Origin of the sequence: Pseudonocardia kongjuensis, assembly GCF_039526905.1 — a bacterium.
GTDB lineage: Bacteria > Actinomycetota > Actinomycetes > Mycobacteriales > Pseudonocardiaceae > Pseudonocardia > Pseudonocardia kongjuensis.
Map to the genome: position 1 here is coordinate 1 of NZ_BAAAJK010000035.1, position 16,153 is coordinate 16,153.

At 73.7% G+C, this 16,153-nt stretch carries 13 protein-coding genes; 1 reads left to right on the forward strand and 12 read right to left on the reverse strand.

The window, feature by feature from the left end; translation table 11 throughout:
- The 12 genes from ABD160_RS25470 to ABD160_RS25525 form a co-directional block, all read right to left on the reverse strand.
- A partial coding sequence (locus tag ABD160_RS25470; protein WP_344026848.1) for an MFS transporter occupies window positions 1-1,486 on the reverse strand: 1,486 nt, incomplete at its 3' end.
- Entirely contained in the window at window positions 1,483-3,180 is a 1,698-nt protein-coding gene (locus ABD160_RS25475; RefSeq protein ID WP_344026850.1) for an ABC transporter substrate-binding protein, read from the reverse strand. The genes ABD160_RS25475 and ABD160_RS25470, both read right to left, overlap by 4 nt.
- Window positions 3,181-3,222: 42 nt before the next feature.
- A complete protein-coding gene (locus tag ABD160_RS25480; protein WP_344026852.1) occupies window positions 3,223-4,101 on the reverse strand; it encodes an ABC transporter permease in 879 nt (292 codons plus the stop codon).
- Window positions 4,101-5,156 carry an ABC transporter permease gene (locus ABD160_RS25485; RefSeq protein ID WP_344026854.1) on the reverse strand — a complete coding sequence of 352 codons (1,056 nt, stop codon included), beginning with the start codon at window positions 5,154-5,156 and terminating at the stop codon, window positions 4,101-4,103. The genes ABD160_RS25480 and ABD160_RS25485 overlap by 1 nt, the downstream gene beginning before the upstream one ends.
- On the reverse strand, window positions 5,153-6,676 hold the full coding sequence (locus tag ABD160_RS25490; protein ID WP_344026856.1) for an MFS transporter: 1,524 nt from the start codon (window positions 6,674-6,676) through the stop codon (window positions 5,153-5,155). The genes ABD160_RS25485 and ABD160_RS25490 overlap by 4 nt, the downstream gene beginning before the upstream one ends.
- Window positions 6,673-7,473, reverse strand: a complete 801-nt coding sequence (locus ABD160_RS25495) for an ABC transporter ATP-binding protein (protein ID WP_344026858.1) — start codon at window positions 7,471-7,473, stop codon at window positions 6,673-6,675. Before ABD160_RS25495 ends, ABD160_RS25490 begins: the two co-directional genes overlap by 4 nt.
- Window positions 7,470-8,357 carry an ATP-binding cassette domain-containing protein gene (locus tag ABD160_RS25500; RefSeq protein ID WP_344026860.1) on the reverse strand — a complete coding sequence of 296 codons (888 nt, stop codon included), beginning with the start codon at window positions 8,355-8,357 and terminating at the stop codon, window positions 7,470-7,472. The genes ABD160_RS25495 and ABD160_RS25500 overlap by 4 nt, the downstream gene beginning before the upstream one ends.
- 67 nt (window positions 8,358-8,424) lie before the next feature.
- Window positions 8,425-9,726 (reverse strand): NtaA/DmoA family FMN-dependent monooxygenase, encoded by a 1,302-nt coding sequence (locus ABD160_RS25505; protein ID WP_344026862.1) that lies wholly within the window; start codon window positions 9,724-9,726, stop codon window positions 8,425-8,427.
- Between the two features lie 46 nt (window positions 9,727-9,772).
- Window positions 9,773-11,089 (reverse strand): NtaA/DmoA family FMN-dependent monooxygenase, encoded by a 1,317-nt coding sequence (locus tag ABD160_RS25510; RefSeq protein WP_344026864.1) that lies wholly within the window; start codon window positions 11,087-11,089, stop codon window positions 9,773-9,775.
- Entirely contained in the window at window positions 11,089-12,390 is a 1,302-nt protein-coding gene (locus ABD160_RS25515) for an NtaA/DmoA family FMN-dependent monooxygenase (RefSeq protein WP_344026866.1), read from the reverse strand. Before ABD160_RS25515 ends, ABD160_RS25510 begins: the two co-directional genes overlap by 1 nt.
- Window positions 12,387-13,358, reverse strand: a complete 972-nt coding sequence (locus ABD160_RS25520) for an LLM class flavin-dependent oxidoreductase (RefSeq protein WP_344026868.1) — start codon at window positions 13,356-13,358, stop codon at window positions 12,387-12,389. Before ABD160_RS25520 ends, ABD160_RS25515 begins: the two co-directional genes overlap by 4 nt.
- 19 nt (window positions 13,359-13,377) lie before the next feature.
- Window positions 13,378-14,679 carry an NtaA/DmoA family FMN-dependent monooxygenase gene (locus tag ABD160_RS25525; RefSeq protein WP_344026870.1) on the reverse strand — a complete coding sequence of 434 codons (1,302 nt, stop codon included), beginning with the start codon at window positions 14,677-14,679 and terminating at the stop codon, window positions 13,378-13,380.
- Window positions 14,680-15,213: 534 nt separating this feature from the next.
- On the opposite strand from ABD160_RS25525, the gene ABD160_RS25530 reads away from it, so the two are divergent.
- Window positions 15,214-16,083, forward strand: coding sequence for an LmeA family phospholipid-binding protein (locus ABD160_RS25530; protein WP_344026872.1), 870 nt, complete (start codon window positions 15,214-15,216; stop codon window positions 16,081-16,083).
- Window positions 16,084-16,153 lie beyond the last annotated feature (70 nt).

Genomic DNA, 16,153 nt, shown 5'->3' on the forward strand with positions numbered 1-16,153 from the left:
CCGCCGCGGACCGGTCGTCGGGGCCGCTGCGCGGCCCGTCCGCGCGGCCCTGCTCGCCGGCTGCGCCGCCGGCCGGCCGGCGAGACCGGAACGAGCCGCCGCGCAGCACCGCGAACAGCAGCGCCAGCGCCGCCGCGCCGGCGCTCACCCCCATCGCGACCGAGAACGCGAGGACCACCGGGCCGTCGTCGGTCTGCCCCGCGTAGCTGCCCACCCCGCCGGTGACCACGATCAGCAGGCTCACCGAGGTGCCGACCGCCTGCCCGCTGTTGTAGAGCATCGAGCGCACCGAGTTGGCCACCGCGCGCCGCCGCGGCGCCACCCCGGCCATGATCGCCTCGGTGTTCGGGGCGGTGAAGAACCCCACCCCGAGACCGACGACGACCAGCCAGGCCGCGGCGACCGGCATCGACGGGTTCGCCGTGGACGCCGCCGACCCGGCCAGGCCGACGACGAGCAGCAGCCCGCCGCCCGCCGACACCGCCCGCGCCGTCAGCACCCGGCTCAGCCGCCCGGTGAGCGGGGTCGCGGTCATCATCGCCAGCGCCAGCGCGGTGAGCACGGCGCCCGCCTCGGCGGCGCTGCGCCCGCCGACGATCTGCTGGTGCAGCACGACGAGCACGGTGATGCCGGCCCTGGCACAGGAGTTGAAGTAGGCCGCGGCGTAGGCGCAGGCCCGGCGCAGGTCCCGGACCAGCGCCGGGTCCACCAGCGGATGCCGGGACCGGCGTTCGACGAGCACGAACAGCACCCCGGCGAGCACCCCCGCCAGGCCGACGCCGAGCACCAGCGGATCGGCGAGCCCGGCGGTGGCGCTGCGGTTGATCGCGTAGATGACCGCGGTCAGGCAGGCGACCGAGAGCACCGCGCCGGCCACGTCGAACCGCTCCCGCACCGCGCCGTGCGGGCGGCCGCCGGGGATCAGCCGGATCCCCAGCAGCAGCGCCACCAGCCCGAACGGGAGGTTGATCAGGAACACCGAGGTCCACCCGAAGGTCGAGACCAGCACCCCGCCGATGGCCGGGCCGAGCGTGTTCCCGACCGCGGCGGCGGTCATATTGACGCTCAGCGCCTGGGCGAGACGTTCCCGGGGGTAGGCGTCGGCGATGATCGCCGTGGTGTTCGCGACGATCGTCGCGGCCGCCACCCCCTGCAGCGCCCGCAGCAGCACGAACGTCGCCGCGTTCGGAGCGAGCACGGCGAGCGCGCTGGCCACCATGAAACCGGCCATCCCGCCGAGGAAGATGCGTTTGCGGCCGATCATGTCCGAGATCCGGCCGAAGATCAGGATCGACGCGGTGTTGGCCAGCATGAAGGCGAGCAGGAACCAGTCCGCGACGCCCGCCGGCGCGTCGAACGCGGCCGAGAGCTCCGGCAGCGCCACGTTCACCGAGGTGCCGTTGACCAGCACCAGCAGCAGCCCGAAGCTGGTGACCCACAGGACCGAGGAGGCGCCGGGCCGGTCGGCCCGGGCGCCCCCCGTCACGCCTGGACCTCGAGGTTGCCGTAGTCGATGGCGTTCTCCGAGCGGTAGGCGAAGCCGTGCACGGTGCTGCGGAACACCTGCGAGGGCTGGATGCCGCAGACGAAGATCTCCGGCGTGGACTCCAGCAGGATGGTCTGCGCCCGGTGCCACAGCTCCCCCGCCTCCGGGCTGAGCGGATCGGGCAGCGCCTGCGCCCGGTCCACCACCTCCCAGAACTCGCGGGACGCCGGCTCGTCCCAGCGGGACGGGTTGGACGGGTCGTCGTCCGGCCGCCAGAAGATGGTGCAGGCGTAGGTGGGGGTCTGCACCTGCGATCGGTTGCGGTAGATGAGGGCCTGGTTGGTGGCCTCGGTCCGGGCGGTGCCGAAGTCCGCGGCCGCCATCTGGGCGACGTCGATGGTGAAGCCGGCGTCGGCGGCGTAGGAGCGCAGCAGCACGCAGGTGTCGACGAGATCGGGGTTCGCGGTGGACACCGCGACGGTGAAGGAGACGCCGTCCGGGAAGCCGGCCTCGGCCAGCAGCTCGCGGGCGCGGGCCGGGTCGTAGCCGTAGCGGGGCAGCCCGTCGGTCGTGTAGTTGAGGGTGTTCGGGTTGATGTTGCCGATCATCGGCACGGCCCGGCCGTTGTAGATCTCGGCGGCGATCTGGTCGTAGGGCACCGCGTGGGCCATCGCGCGGCGCACCGCCGGGTCGTCGAACGGCGCCTTGTTCGTGACCAGCGTCAGGTCGACGTACTCGATCGGGTCGGCCTCGGGCACCACGACGTCGTCGTTGCCGGCCAGCCGGGCCTGGTCGGCGGGCCGGATCGCCTGCGCCATCTCGACGTCGCCGGCCACCACCAGGCTGGCCCGGGTGCCGGCGTCGCCGACCACCCGCAGGGTGACCTGGGAGATCGCCGGTTCGCCGAGTGCGTAGTGCTCGTTCGCCGTCAGGATCATCTCCTGGTCGGGGACCTGCGAGGTGACGTGGTACGGCCCGAGGCCCCAGCCGCCGTTCACCCGCGCCCACTCCAGCGCGTAGGGATCGTCCGGGGTGGCGTGCTCCTGCAACGCGGTGGAGTCGTAGACGTGGCCCTGCAGGTTCGCGAGCAGCCCGAGGAAGGTGAGCCCGAAGCCCGCCGACAGCAGCTCGAACGCGACGGTCCGGTCGTCCACCCTGGTGATCGCCTCCGGGCCGGCGAACCCGGACTCCCAGACCGAGCGGCTGTAGGTGGGCACGTTCCACTTGCGCTCGAAGGAGTACAGGACGTCGTCGGCGGTGATCGTGTTGCCCAGCGGGCTCATCAGCCCGTCACGCAGCACGAAGGTGTAGGTCAGGCCGTCGTCGGACACCTCGTAGCTCTCGGCCAGGTAGCCGACGTAGGTGTTGAAGTCCTGCACGACGGTGTCCGGGGTGAGCCCCGGGATGTAGGGGTTGCGGACCAGCCCGGCCTGCAGGTTGGCGTTCATCTCGAACGACTCCAGGTTGATCCCTCCCCCGCCGACGACGCCGTCCAGGGTGGGGGCGAGCGCGGGCACGGCGACGACCAGCTGCCGGACGCCGTCCCCGCCGCCGGAGGCCCCGCCGGCCGGGGCGCCGGACCGGTCGGCGCAACCGGCGAGTGCCAGTGCGGCGATGCCGCCGAGGGTGCCGGTCAGCAGGCTGCGCCTGCTGAGGCCGCGGCCGATCGCGCGGGCGGGGTCGAACTCGTTCACGGGTGTCCTCCGGGGGGGGAAGGTGGTGGTGGGTGGGACGGGTCAGCGCGCCGCGGGGCCCCGGCTGAGCCGGGTCAGTGCGCCGGACAGCGAGGCGGCGGTGATCACCGCGAGGCAGAGCGCGAGTGCCGGGAAGAGGGTGGTCCACCAGCCGCCGAGCATCACGTCGGAGACGCCGGTGGAGATCATGTAGCCCCACTCCGGGGTGGGCGGGTTGAGCCCGATCCCGAGGAAGCCCAGCGAGGCCAGGACGACGATCGACACGCCGAAGACGTTCGAGCTGTTCTCGATGGCCGGCCGCGCCGAGTTGGGCAGCACGTGGCGCACGGTGACCCGCCACGGCCGCAGGCCCGCCATCAGCGCCGCGTCGACGAACGCCTCACCGCGCACCCGGAGCACCTCGGCGCGGGTGAGCCGGGCCTGGTTGGGCAGCAGGATCAGGGCGAGCGCGGCGCTGAGGCTGGTCATCGTCGCCCCGAACAGGCCGACGATCACCACCCCGACCACCAGCGGCGGCACCGAGTCGGCCAGGTCGATCCCGCGGGTGACACCCCGGCCGAGCAGCCCGAACGCACCGGCGCGGGCCTCGTTGGTGCCGACCGCGATCCCGACGACCAGGCCGCCGGCCGTCGCGAACACCGTCACCAGCAGCGCCATCGTCAGGTTGACCTGCGCCGCCGCGACGGTCCGGGAGAAGACGTCCATCCCGGTCGAGTCGGTGCCAAACAGGTGTCCCGCACCGGGCGGCAGGTTCGCCGGGGCGACCACCCGCTCCGGGTCGTAGGGCACCACCAGCCGGGCCGTCGCGATCACGCCGAGCAGCGCGGCCAGCGGCCACAACGCCCACCACGCCCGCGGCACCGAACCGATCCGCCCGACGCCCGGGAGACGCGCCACCACGGTGCTGCCTCGTACTACCATCACTGCTCCATCCGCACGCCCGGCCGCCTGCGCGGATCGAGCAGCATGTTGACGATGTCGACGACCAGGAAGGTCACGAGGCTGAGCGCGGCGATGACCACCAGGAAGCCCTGCAGCCCGAGGAAGTCGAGGGTGTCCACCGAGTCCAGGGCGAACTGGCCGACGCCGCCGAAGCCGAACAGCTGCTCGAGCACGATCACCCCGCCGAGCAGCGCGCCGAACTTGGCGCCGAGCATCACGATCGAGCTGGCGCAGGCCCGGCGGAGCACGCTGCGGTAGATCGACCAGCGGGTCGCCCCGGAGGCCACCTTGAACAGCGTCGCCGGATCGGCGCGCTGCTCCTCGATGCCCAGGCTCAGCTGCCGCCAGAGCCCCGAGGTGTGCACCACGACGATCACCGCGAGCGGCAGCACGTAGCGGGCCGCGATCGCCGCGAACACGTCCCACCGGCCGGTGAGCACCGCGTCGACCAGCGGGAACCCGAGCACCAGCGGCTGCTGGGTGCCGGGCGGGACCCGCCCGACCGGGGCCGGGACGATCCGCAGCGCCACGTAGAACAGGACCAGCCCGACGATCGCGACCGCGAAGTCCGGGAGCGCGCCGGTGGTCTTGGCGTAGAACCGCATCGCCCCGTGCACCCGGTCGCTGGTGCTGGTCATCGCGATCATGCCGAGCAGCAGCGTCGCCAGCAGCGAGGCGAGCAGGCCGAGCACGATCAGCTCCAGGGTGCCCGGGAGCCGGGTCATCAGCTCGGTCCAGACCGCCCGCCCGGTCACCGCGGAGTTGCCCAGGTCGAACCGGAGCAGCGCGCCCATGAACGTGACGAACTGCGACCAGATCGAGCCGGACAGGCCCATCGCCTCGGCCATCCGGTCGTACTCCTGCTGGGAGAACCCGCCCGAGGTGTCGATCCGGGCGAGCACCGGATCCCCGGGGACCAGGCGCACCAGGAAGAACGCCGCGGCGGCGAAGGCCAGTACGTGCACCGGCAGCGCCAGGGTCCGGGTGATCCACCACCGGTTGCGCCGCAGCAGGCCGCGAAGCTGGTCGATCACGGCTGTACTCCTCTCTGCACCGGTCCACCGGGCTCGAACAGGGGGGGCGGGACGTCCGGCGGCCCGGTCCGGTCGTCTTCGGACCAGGAGCCGCCGCGGGCCAGCGAGGCCGCCGTCGCGGCCAGTGCGCAGCCGAGCAGGACCGCGCCGGCCGCCCGGAAACCGGCGAGCACCTCGGGATCGGCACCGGTGACGGCGTCGTACCCGGCGAACCCGCCCGCGGTGAGCGCCGCGGTCACCAGCACCAGCACCACCGCGTTGCCGCCGGTCTGCCCGCTGTTGAACAGCACCGAGCGGACGCCGTTGGCGATGCCCCGCCGGGCGGTCGGCAGGGCCGCCATGATCGAGGCGGTGTTCGGGGCGGTGAAGATCCCGTTCCCGGCACCGATCAGCAGCAGCCCGACGAGGAACACCGGGCCGGGCGGCCCGCCGTCCAGCCCCCACAGCACGGCGCCGTAGCCCGCCGCGGAGACCGCGCAGCCGGCCGAGGACACCGCCCGCGGGGACAGCCAGCGCGCCGCCAGCCCGGCCACCGGCGAGGTCACGACCAGCGCGACCGCGGTGAGCGCGGCGGCGACACCGGCGTCCGCGGCCGAGCTGCCGATCACGATCTGCTGGTAGAGCACCACCACGACCAGCACCCCGGCCTGCGGCACGGCCATCAGGAAGGCGGTCGCGTAGGCGCACGCCCTGGACCACTCGGTGATCACCGCGATGTCCACCAGCGGGGACGGCACCCGCTGCTCCACCAGCACGAACAGGCCCAGCAGGACGAGCCCGGCGAGCGCCAGCGCCGGGGCGGCGGTGCCCCAGCCCGGGTCGGCGAGCCGGTTCACCCCGAGCACCAGCGCGCCCAGCCCGGCCGCGACCAGCACGGCGCCCGGCAGGTCGAGGCGTTCCCCGTCGCGGGGCCGGTGCGCGTCCCGGCGCAGCACGGCCAGCCCGAGCGCCACCGCGGCGAGCCCTAACGGGACGTTCACCAGGAACAGCGACCGCCACCCGTAGGCGTCGAGCAGCCGGCCGCCGATCACCGGGCCGACGATCATCGCGACCGAGGCCATCATGATGTTGACGCTGAGCCCGAGCGCGAGCCGGCGCGGCGGGAAGGCGTCGGAGATCATCGCGTTGGCGTTCGGGATGATCGCGGCGGCGCCGACGCCCTGGGCGACCCGGGCGGCGATCAGCGGGCCGATCTCGTCGGTCCCGGCCGCGACCAGGCTGGCGACGATCATCAGGACCAGCCCGCCGAGGTAGAGCCTGCGCCGGCCGATCATGTCCGAGAGCCGGGAGAAGACCAGCACGCAGACGCTCAGCGCGAGCATGAAACCGAGCAGCAGCCAGTCCACGGTGGACGCGCTCGCCGCCAGGTCGGCGGAGATCGCGGGCAGCGCGACTGTCACCGCGGTGCTGTTGAGGAACACCAGCTGCCCGCCGAGCGTGGTCACCGCGACGACCGTCCACGGGCGCGGATGGCGGCCCGCGCCGGTGGCCCGGCGATCGCCGGTCGCCGGGCCGTTCACGCGACCGGATCGACGGCGACGACCCGGCGCGGGCCGCGGCGGTAGGCGTCGAGCAGGGTGCGGGTGTAGGGGTGCTCCGGCCGGTCCACGACCTGCTCGGTCGGCCCGGTCTCGACCACCGCGCCGTGCCGCATCACCAGCAGGGTGTCGGCGATGAACGTGGTGGCGGGCAGGCCGTGCGAGATGAACCCGAGGCCGACCCGGTAGGTCTCGCAGTAGTCGCGGATCATGTTCAGCACGGCGCCCTGCACCGACACGTCCAGCGCCGAGACGACCTCGTCGCACAGCAGGATCTGCGGCCGCACCACCAGCGACCTGGCCAGCGCGAACCGTTGCCGCTGCCCGCCGGAGACCTGGCTCGGGTAGCGGTCGAGCAGCGCCGGATCGAGCTGGAGCAGGCCGAGCACGTCGCGGATCTCGGCGTCCGCGGCGGGGCCGGTGACCTCGCGCAGCACCCGCAGCGGGGTGGCGACGGCGTCGCGCAGGGTCCGCCGCGGGTCGAACGCGGAGAAGGTGTCCTGCGCGACGAACTGGACGGCCCGCCGGAACTCCCGGCGCTCGCGCGGCATGGACAGCATCCGGCTGATCGGCCGCCCGTCGAGGTGGATCGCGCCCGCCGTGGGCGTCTCGAACCCGACCAGCAGCCGGGCCAGCGTGGACTTGCCGGAGCCGGACTCCCCGACGATGCCCAGCGCCGTCGAGGTGTCGATCTCCAGGTCCATCGGCTGCACCGCGACGGTGCGGCCCGCGCCGCGGCCGAACACCTTGGTCAGTCCCTCGACCTGCAGGGTGGTCATGCCGGTACCGCCCGGCCCGCCCCGGCGAGCTGCTCGGCGAGCATCGTGTCGTCCAGGGTGGGCAGCCGGTCGGCGCGCGCCGACTCCAGCGTCGGGACGCAGGAGGTGAGCGCGAGCGTGTAGCGGTGGGTGGCGTCGGACTCGATCCGGTCGGCGCGGCAGATGTCGACGATCTCGCCCCGGTACATGACGACGACCCGGTCGACGTACATCCGGCACAGCTCGATGTCGTGGCTGACCACGAGCAGCCCGGCCCCGGTGCGGTCGGTCATGTCCCGCAGCAGGTCCATCACCTCGCGGCTGACCGCGGCGTCCAGTGCGCTGGTCGGCTCGTCGGCGATCAGCAGCCGCGGGTCGCTGCAGACGGCGAGCGCGAGCATCACCCGCTGCCGCATGCCGCCGGAGAGCTCGTAGGGCCGCAGCCGCAGGATCCGGTCGGTGTCGGCGAGGCCGACGCTGCGCAGCAGCTCCGCGGCCCGGGCCCGGGCCGCGGCCGGCCGGATCCGTTCCAGCCCGCGCAGCACGTCGACGAACTGGCTGCCGATCGGGGCGACCGGGTCCAGCGAGACCATCGCGTTCTGGAAGACCATCGACATGCCGGGCGTGCGGTACGGGATCGGCGGCCGGACCGGGCTGCGGTGCACCGGGCTGCCGTCGAACTCGAACCGGCCGAACACCGCCTCCGCCCCCGGTGCGGTGAGCAGCCCGGCGATCGCCAGCGCGAGCGTGGTCTTGCCGGAGCCGGACTCGCCGACGATGGCGACCCGTTCCCCGTACCCGATCGAGAACGTGGCGTCGCGGACGGCGACGGCGGGGCCGGCCTGCGCCGGGTAGCTGATCGTGGCGTCCTCGACGACGAGCAGGTCGTGACTGGTACCGCTCATGGTTGCCTCTCCTCACAGCGGCGGGGCGGGGCGGGAGCGGCCACGGCGCCGCCCGCTGCCGGGCCCGTCAGAACTCGAGCAGGTTGTCCCGGAAATGGGCCGAGCCGTAGTCGGTACGGGTGAGCCCGCGACGCTGCAGGGCCGGTGCCAGGCCGTCGGCGATCTCGCTGACGTAGCGGCGGTTGAGGTCGAAGTTGGCGATCAGGAACCCGTCGCCGCCGACCTCCTGCATGACCTCGTCCATCTGCGCGGCGACGGTGTCCGGGCTGCCGACGAACTCCAGCGAGCCGGTGCCCTTGCGCAGGATCTCCCGGGGGGTGCGCCCGATCGCCTGGGCCAGCATCTGCTGGTGGCCGTTGGTGGTGGCGGTCTCCGGGATCGGCTCGTCGAGGTCCCACCGGGCGAAGTCGATCCCGGAGTGCCGGGACAGGTGCAGCAGGCCGAGCTCGGGATGGGCCTCGGCGAACCGCTGCTGGCGCTCGCGCTTGGCGTGCGCCTCCTCGTCGGTCTCGCCGAGCACCGGCGAGGTCATGAACAGCACCTTCACGTCGTCGGGGTCGCGGCCGAACTCCTGGGCGGTGGCCCGGACGTCCGCCCGGAACTGGGTCATCGCGCCGACGCCGCCCTCCACCCCGGAGATCACCGAGTTGGCGCTGCGCGCGGCGAACCGCTTCCCCCGCGGCGACCCGCCCGCCTGGACGAACACCGGCCGGCCCTGCGGGGACTGCGGCGCGTTCAGCGGGCCGCGGCAGCGGAAGAACTTCCCGTCGAAGTCGACCGTGTGCACCTTGGTGTGGTCGCCCCAGGTGCCGGTCTCCTCGTCCAGGACGACGGCGTCGGGCTCCCAGGACTCCCACAGCGCGCAGGCCAGGTCGAAGAACTCGTCGGCCATGTCGTAGCGCAGGTCGTGCTCGAACAGCTCGTCCCGGCCGTAGTTCTGGGCGGCCCGGTGGCTGGAGGAGGTGACGATGTTCCAGCCGGTCCGGCCGCGCGACATGTGGTCCAGGGTGTTGATCTTCCGGGCCAGCATGTACGGCTGGTACTCGGTGACCGACAGCGTCGGGACCACGCCGATCCGGGTGGTGAAGTGCGCCATCAGCGGGGCCAGCACGCTCGGGTCCATCTTGGGCGTGGCGGTCGCGCTGCGGACGTAGGCCTCGAAGCTCGACCCGTAGGCGTCCGGGACGTAGGACGAGTCCTCGATGATGATGTAGTCGAACCGGGCGCGCTCGAGCGCCTGGGCGATGTCGATCCACAGCTGCGGGTCCGCCCAGTCCGAGCCGCCGCGGCCGGACCAGGTACGGCCCCAGGACTTGACACCGAAACCACCGGCGCCGAACCAGGCCAGGTGGAAGGGGCGTGCCGGCATGGCAGCCCTCCTTTCGTCGTCCGGCCTCCGGGCGGAGGCGGTGCGGTCAGAAGTCGCGCAGGTTGTCCCGGAACAGGCGGTGCCGGTAGCCGTCCCGGATCAGCCCGCGCCGGCGCAGCTCGGGGGCCAGCCCGGAGCAGATCGCGTCGATGTAGCGGCGGGTGTGGGTCAGCCCGGTCTCGGCGCGGATCAGGAAGCCGTCGCCGCCGACCTCCGCGACGATCGCCTCCATCTGGTCGGCGACCGACTCGACGGTGCCGACCACCTGCGGGCCGAGCTGGGCGCGTTCGGGCAGCGACTCGCGCAGCGTCCGGCCCTTGTTGCGGCGCATGAAGTCGTCGAGGATCGACTGGTGGCCGTTGGTGCGCAGGTCCTGCGGCATCGGGGCGTCCAGGTCGAGCGCACCGAAGTCGATCTCGGTGACCGCGGAGATCATCGCCAGGGTCTGCTCGATCTGCAGCGGGTCCTCCATCCCGAACACCCGGTGGTGCAGCTCGCGCGCCTCCTGCTCGGTCTCGCCGAGCACCGGCCCGAGGTGGAACAGCACCTTGATGTCGTCGGGATCGCGGCCGTGCCGCGCCGCCCGCTCCCGGATGTCGGCGCGGTACTCCTTCATCCGGTCGATCCGCGGGTTGGTGGCGACGATCGCGTCCGCGTGCTTCGCCGCGAAGTCCCGGCCCTTCGGTGAGCCGCCCGCCTGGCAGAGCACCGGATGACCCTGCGGCCCGGCGGGCATGTTCAGCGGGCCGCGCGAGCGGTGGTACTTGCCGACGTAGTGGATCGGGTGCACCTTCGTGTGGTCGGCGTAGCGGCCGGTCTCCCGGTCGGCGACGACGGCGCCCGGCTCCCAGGAGTCCCACAGCGCGGTGACGATCTCGACGAACTCCTCGGCCCGGTCGTAGCGCTCGTCGTGCGGCGGCAGCCGCTCCATCCCGTAGTTCTGCGCCGCGATGTCCTCCGAGGAGGTCACGATGTTCCAGCCGATCCGGCCGCCGGTGAGATGGTCCATCGTGGCCATCACCCTGGCCAGGATGAACGGCGGGTAGAACGACGTCGAGCCGGTCGCGATCAGTCCGATGTGCTCGGTCTCCCGGGCCAGCAGCGGCAGCAGCGGGAACGGATCGAGCTTCGGCGAGTGCAGGCTGTGCTTGAGATCGGCCTCCATCGTGCCGCCCATCGCCTCGGCGACCATCGTGGAGTCCTCGAACATGATGAAGTCGAACCCGGCGCGTTCGAGCTGGCGGACCATCGAGACGTAGTAGTCGCCCGACATCCACTCCCGGTCGGTGGCGCCGCCCCACGGCGAGCGCCACGCGGGCGGGGTGAACGAGGTGAACCAGGCCAGGTGGAACGGGGTAGCCATCAGGCCGCCACCTCCGTGGTGATCCGCGGGTCGAGCTCGTCGAGCCCGAAATGACCGGCGAGGGTGGACGCCGTGTAGCGGGTGCGGTGCAGGCCCCGGCGTTGCAGCTCGGGGACGACCGCGTCGACGAAGTCGTCGATCGTGCGCGGCAGGATCGGGGCCACCAGCGAGTAGCCGTCGCAGGCCCCCGCCTCGAACCACTCCTGCATGGTGTCCGCCACCTGCACCGCGGTGCCGGTGACGACGAACTGCATGTTCGCCAGGCCGCCGACGTAGGAGCGGTGGGCGACCTCGGCGATCGTCAGGCCCTCCTCGCGCGCCATCCTGGTGAACAGCGTCGCCTGGCTGACGCTCGCCGACCGGACCTGCGGCAGCAGCTCGAACGGCAGCGGCCCGGCGGGATCGTGCCGGGACAGGTCGTACTCCAGCAGCCTGCTCAGGTGCCCGACGACGTCGGCGCCCTCGGCGTGGTAGGCGTCCAGGGTCCGCCGGAGCGCCTCGGCCTCCTCGGCGGTGCGCCCGAGGAACGGGGCGATCCCGAGCATGATCTTGATGCTGTCCGGGTCCCGGCCGTAGCCCGCCGCCCGGAACTTGATGTCGTCGTAGTACTCGCGGGCGCGGTCGAGCGTGGAGCCGCCGGCGTAGATCGCGTCCGCCCACCGGGCGGCGAGATCGCGGCCCTCCGGCGAGGATCCGGCCTGCACGATCACCGGCCGGCGCAGCACCGGCCGGTGCACGTCCAGGCAGCCCTCCACCTGGAAGTGCCTGCCGTGGTGCACCACCGTCTCCCCGCGGCTGCCCGCGGTCGGCGCCGCCGCCCAGAGCTTGGTGACCACCTCGAGGAACTCGTGCGAGCGCTCGTAGCGCTCGTCGTGCGGGAGCTGGGCGGCCCGGTCGAAGTTGCGGGCGACCGCGTCGCCGGTGGAGGCGACGTAGTTGACGCCCAGCCGGCCGCCGCTGACCGCGTCCACCGACGCGGCCCGCCTGGCCACGTCGAACGGCTCGTTGTAGCTGGTCGACAGGGTGGCGATGATCCCGATCCGGTCGGTGACGGCGGTGAGCGCGGCGGCCACCTCCAGCGGGTCGATCCGGGTGCCGGTGGCGCTGGTGCGGCCGTACTCGTGCACCGGGTTGTCGGCGATGAAGACCTGGTCGAACAGCCCGCGCTCGGCCTGCCGGACGGCGTGCAGGTACGCGTCCAGGTTCGGGATCCGGGACAGGTCGCTCTCCGGGTGCCGCCAGGCGCCGGAGTGCCGCCCGTACTCGGCCAGGTTCAGGCTCAGGTGCATCTGGGCGCTCATGCGGCGGTCCCCCCGTGCGCGAGGGCCGGCTCGATCCCGAGTGCCGCGGCGAGGCCGGGCCGGTCCGGCCGCGGCGCCGGGGACAGCCCGGCGACCAGCTCCGCGCAGTCGTCGGCGGGCCCCGGGTGCAGCGCCACCCCGGCCGCGACGCCGCGGTCGACCAGCGCGGCGGCGGCGTCCGGCGACAGCCGGCCCGGCCCGGGCGCGGGTCCGGCGGCGATCAGCACGAGCGGGCGGCCCGGCCCGCCGGGCAGCAGCCCCACCAGGTCCCGGGCGGCGTCCGGATCGGCTGCGCCGACCAGCACGACGTCGGCCGGGCCGGCCAGGTGGTGGACGTCGGCGGGGCCGGACACCTCGGCGAACAGCACCGGCCTGCGCTGCGGCGACGGCGGCACGTCCAGCGGGCCGTCCACCCGGAACGCGGTGGACCGGTAGCCGATCGGCCGGATCCGGTCGTCGTCCTTGAAGTCGCCGCTGTCCCGGTCCGGCCACTGCGCGCCGTCCTCCCAGCCGTCCCACAGCTCCAGCGCGATCTCGGCGAACTCGCCGGCCCGGTAGAGCTCCTCGCCCCGCCCGGCGCCGGCCCGCCAGCGGTAGGCGGCCCGCTCGGAGGGGGCGGTGCGGGTCCGCATCAGCCAGCCGGAGCGGCCACCGGCGAGATGGTCGAGCGTGGCCAGCCTGCGGGCGGCGTGGTACGGGAACCCGTAGAGCGCCGATCCGGTGGCGACCACGCCGATCCGCGAGGTCTCCACCGCGACCCGGGCGGCCAGGGTGCTCGACTCGAACGCCGACGACGGTGCGGCGGCGGCACCGTCCGGCCCGCCCGCGGTGCCCGCGGCGGCGGCGTCGGCGCCGTCGAGCAGCCCGACGGCGTGCGCCCCGGCCCGCTCCAGGTCGCGCGCCGCGGCGAGCACGGTGTCCGGCCCGGCCCGGCCCGGGTCGGGCGCGAGGAATGCGGTGACGATCATCGATGTCTCCGGTTCCGGCTCAGAAGGCCATCAGGTTGTCGCGCAGGTGCGGATGCTCGTACGCGGTCCGGGTGAGGCCCCGCCGCTGCAGCTCGGGCACCAGCCCGTCGCAGATCTCGGTGACGTAGCGGCGGGAGAAGTAGCTCTCCACCATCAGGAAGCCGTCGCCACCGACCTCCTGCACCACCTCGTCCATCTCGGCCGCGACCGACTGCGCGGTGCCGGTGAGCGGCAGGCACTCCAGCGTGCGGTGGTGGCGCAGCACCTCGCGCAGCACCTTCCCCTCGATCTGGCGGGCGCTGGACTGGTGCCCGTTGCTCTCCAGCGGCGGGATCGGCTGGTCGAGCTCGAACCGGGAGAAGTCGATGCCGGTCATCCGGGACAGGTGGGCGAGACCGAACTCGACCTCCTCCTCGGCGGTGTTCCAGCGTTCCGCCCGGCGGGCCTGCGCGGCCTCCACGGTCTCGTCGACGATCGGCGACACCAGGAACATCACCTTGATCGTGTCCGGGTCCCGGCCCGCCTCGGTGGCCCGCCGCCGGACGTCGTCGCGGTAGGCCTTCATCTCCTCGACCCCGCGGGCCGCGCAGATGATCGTCTCGGCCCACTGCGCGGCGAACTGCCTGCCGCGGCCGGAACCGCCGGCCTGGCAGATCACCGGGGAGGTCTGCGGCGAGCGCGGCGCGGACAGCGGCCCGCGGGACCGGAACCAGGTTCCCTCGTGGTGGATCGGGTGCACCTTCGAGCCGTCGGCGAAGACGCCCTTCTCCAGGTCGAGGACGAGTGCGTCGTCGTCCCAGCTGCGCCACAGCCCGTGCGCGACCGCCATGAACTCGTCGGCCATGTCGTAGCGCTGGTCGTGCGGGAACTGCTTGTCCCGGCCGTAGTTCTGCGCGCCGCCGTCGTTCGAGCCGGTCACCACGTTCCAGCCGATCCGGCCGTCCGACACGTGATCGAGCGTGTTCATCTTCCGGGCCAGCATGAACGGGTGGTACTCGGTGGTGGAGCAGGTGACGACGACGCCGAGCCGCTCGGTCGCCGCCGTCACGAACGGGGCGAGGACGGTGGGGTCCAGCTTCGGGGTGTCGACCGAGTGCCGCAGGTAGGCGTCGTGCGATCCCTGGAAGGTGTAGGGGACGTTGGAGGAGTCCTCGAGCATCAGGTAGTCGAACCCGGCCCGTTCCATCGCGACCGCCAGCTCGACCGCGGTGTCCGGCTTGGTGAAGCGGTGCACCGCCGAGCCCGCCCACGCGTGCTTCCATGCCTTCGGGCCGAAGCCCTTCGAGTAGAACCAGCCCAGGTGGATACGAGGATCCGGCATCCGGCCACCACTTCCGACGATCGACGACGTAGCTCCTCCGCAGGCCCTGCGGGAGCTGCCACCGGAACGCTAGGAACACCGTGTTACGAGGCCACGCGTCCGCCGTCACGAGGCCCTTACGCCAGCCCGCCGCCACCGCGGGAAGCGACGTCGGTGCAGGTCAGGGCCGGTTCGGCGGGCCTGTGGACGCGATCGGGCCGCGCGGGCGGCGCAACGCGGCGTCAATATCGGGGGCCGCCCGGAAATGCCTCCGTCACAGCCCGGGAGGCCCGTCCGGCGCACCGGGCCGACCGTTGCGCCGCGGTCCGCGGGCGGCGCAAACGCCCGGATCGACGCCGGTAACGAGAGCGCAACCGGGCGGGCCGGGAGCGCCCCGCCGACCGCCCGTCACCGGCCCGTCGGCGCAGTGCGCGGTCACCGGTTCGCACCGGCCCGGCGGACCTGCGACGCTCGACGGGGTCCCGCCGGGACCGCCCGACATCCGCACCCGCCGGCCCGCTCCGGCCGGGCGCCGCCGAAGGAGCATCGAGCCGCATGGCCCTAGCGGAGACCGCCGGTACCGGAGCCGGGCCCGCCGGCACCCGGTCCGGAACCTCCGGCCACGAGGCGCCCGGGACGTGGGAGACCGCGGCGCTGCTCGCCTCGGGCACCGGGCCGGGCACGGCGCTGCTGCTGCGGGCGCTCGTCGAGGCCGTCCGGTACCGCTACGTCGGCCGGGAGACCACGCTGCGCAGCGGGGATGTCGACGTCCGGCTGGTGCCCACCTCGGTCTCGACGTCCGGGCTCGGCCCGCGCGCGCTGAGCACCGGCAGGCTCGACGAGGTCCGGCTGACCGCCCGGGACGTGGTCCGCCCGGCGCTGCGGCTGCGCGAGCTCACCGTCGTCGCCAGCGACGTGCGGCTGCGGCCGGCGCTCACCCCGGAGCTGCGGACCGGCCCGGTCGCGTTCACCGCGGTGCTGGACCCGGCCTGGATCGCCGGCCGGCTGCGTGAGCGGGCCCCCGGGCTGGCGGTGACGATCGATCCGGACGGCGTGGTGCGGGCCCGCAGGCGCGGGCGCCCCGGGTTCGGCTCGGCCGACCTGGATCTCTCGCTGGACGGGCACACCCTGGCCTGGACCGTGACGGCGCTGACCGTCGCCGGGCGCCGGATGGGGCCGCCCCGCTCGGCGGAGGCGCGGCGGTCGGTGCGCGCGCTGCTCGACCGCAGCCCGCTGCGCGGGGTCCGGTCCGGCACCGTCACGATGCCCGGCCTGCCGTCCGGTCTGCGGCTGCACCGGCTGGACACCGCGCCCGGCCGGGTCGCCGTGCACGGCACGCTCGACGGCTGGCAGCGGGAGATCCCGGTCGCCGGACTCGACGGGGTGCTGCGCGGCGCGCTCTCCCTGCTCGATCTCGGCCGCTGATCCGGCGCAGCCCGGCCCTGCGCCGCCTGGCCCGGCGCGGCCCGGGTCCGGCGCGGGCCGGGTCCGGCGC

What these genes read in the sequence shown, in the direction of transcription:
- ABD160_RS25510 (WP_344026864.1), bottom strand. Translation starts at nt 11,089, where the DNA reads ATGGCTACCCCGTTCCACCTGGCCTGGTTCACCTCGTTCACCCCGCCC.
- ABD160_RS25515 (WP_344026866.1), bottom strand. Translation starts at nt 12,390, where the DNA reads ATGAGCGCCCAGATGCACCTGAGCCTGAACCTGGCCGAGTACGGGCGG.
- ABD160_RS25495 (WP_344026858.1), bottom strand. Translation starts at nt 7,473, where the DNA reads ATGACCACCCTGCAGGTCGAGGGACTGACCAAGGTGTTCGGCCGCGGC.
- ABD160_RS25505 (WP_344026862.1), bottom strand. Translation starts at nt 9,726, where the DNA reads ATGCCGGCACGCCCCTTCCACCTGGCCTGGTTCGGCGCCGGTGGTTTC.
- ABD160_RS25530 (WP_344026872.1), top strand. Translation starts at nt 15,214, where the DNA reads ATGGCCCTAGCGGAGACCGCCGGTACCGGAGCCGGGCCCGCCGGCACC.
- ABD160_RS25480 (WP_344026852.1), bottom strand. Translation starts at nt 4,101, where the DNA reads ATGGTAGTACGAGGCAGCACCGTGGTGGCGCGTCTCCCGGGCGTCGGG.
- ABD160_RS25520 (WP_344026868.1), bottom strand. Translation starts at nt 13,358, where the DNA reads ATGATCGTCACCGCATTCCTCGCGCCCGACCCGGGCCGGGCCGGGCCG.
- ABD160_RS25525 (WP_344026870.1), bottom strand. Translation starts at nt 14,679, where the DNA reads ATGCCGGATCCTCGTATCCACCTGGGCTGGTTCTACTCGAAGGGCTTC.
- ABD160_RS25500 (WP_344026860.1), bottom strand. Translation starts at nt 8,357, where the DNA reads ATGAGCGGTACCAGTCACGACCTGCTCGTCGTCGAGGACGCCACGATC.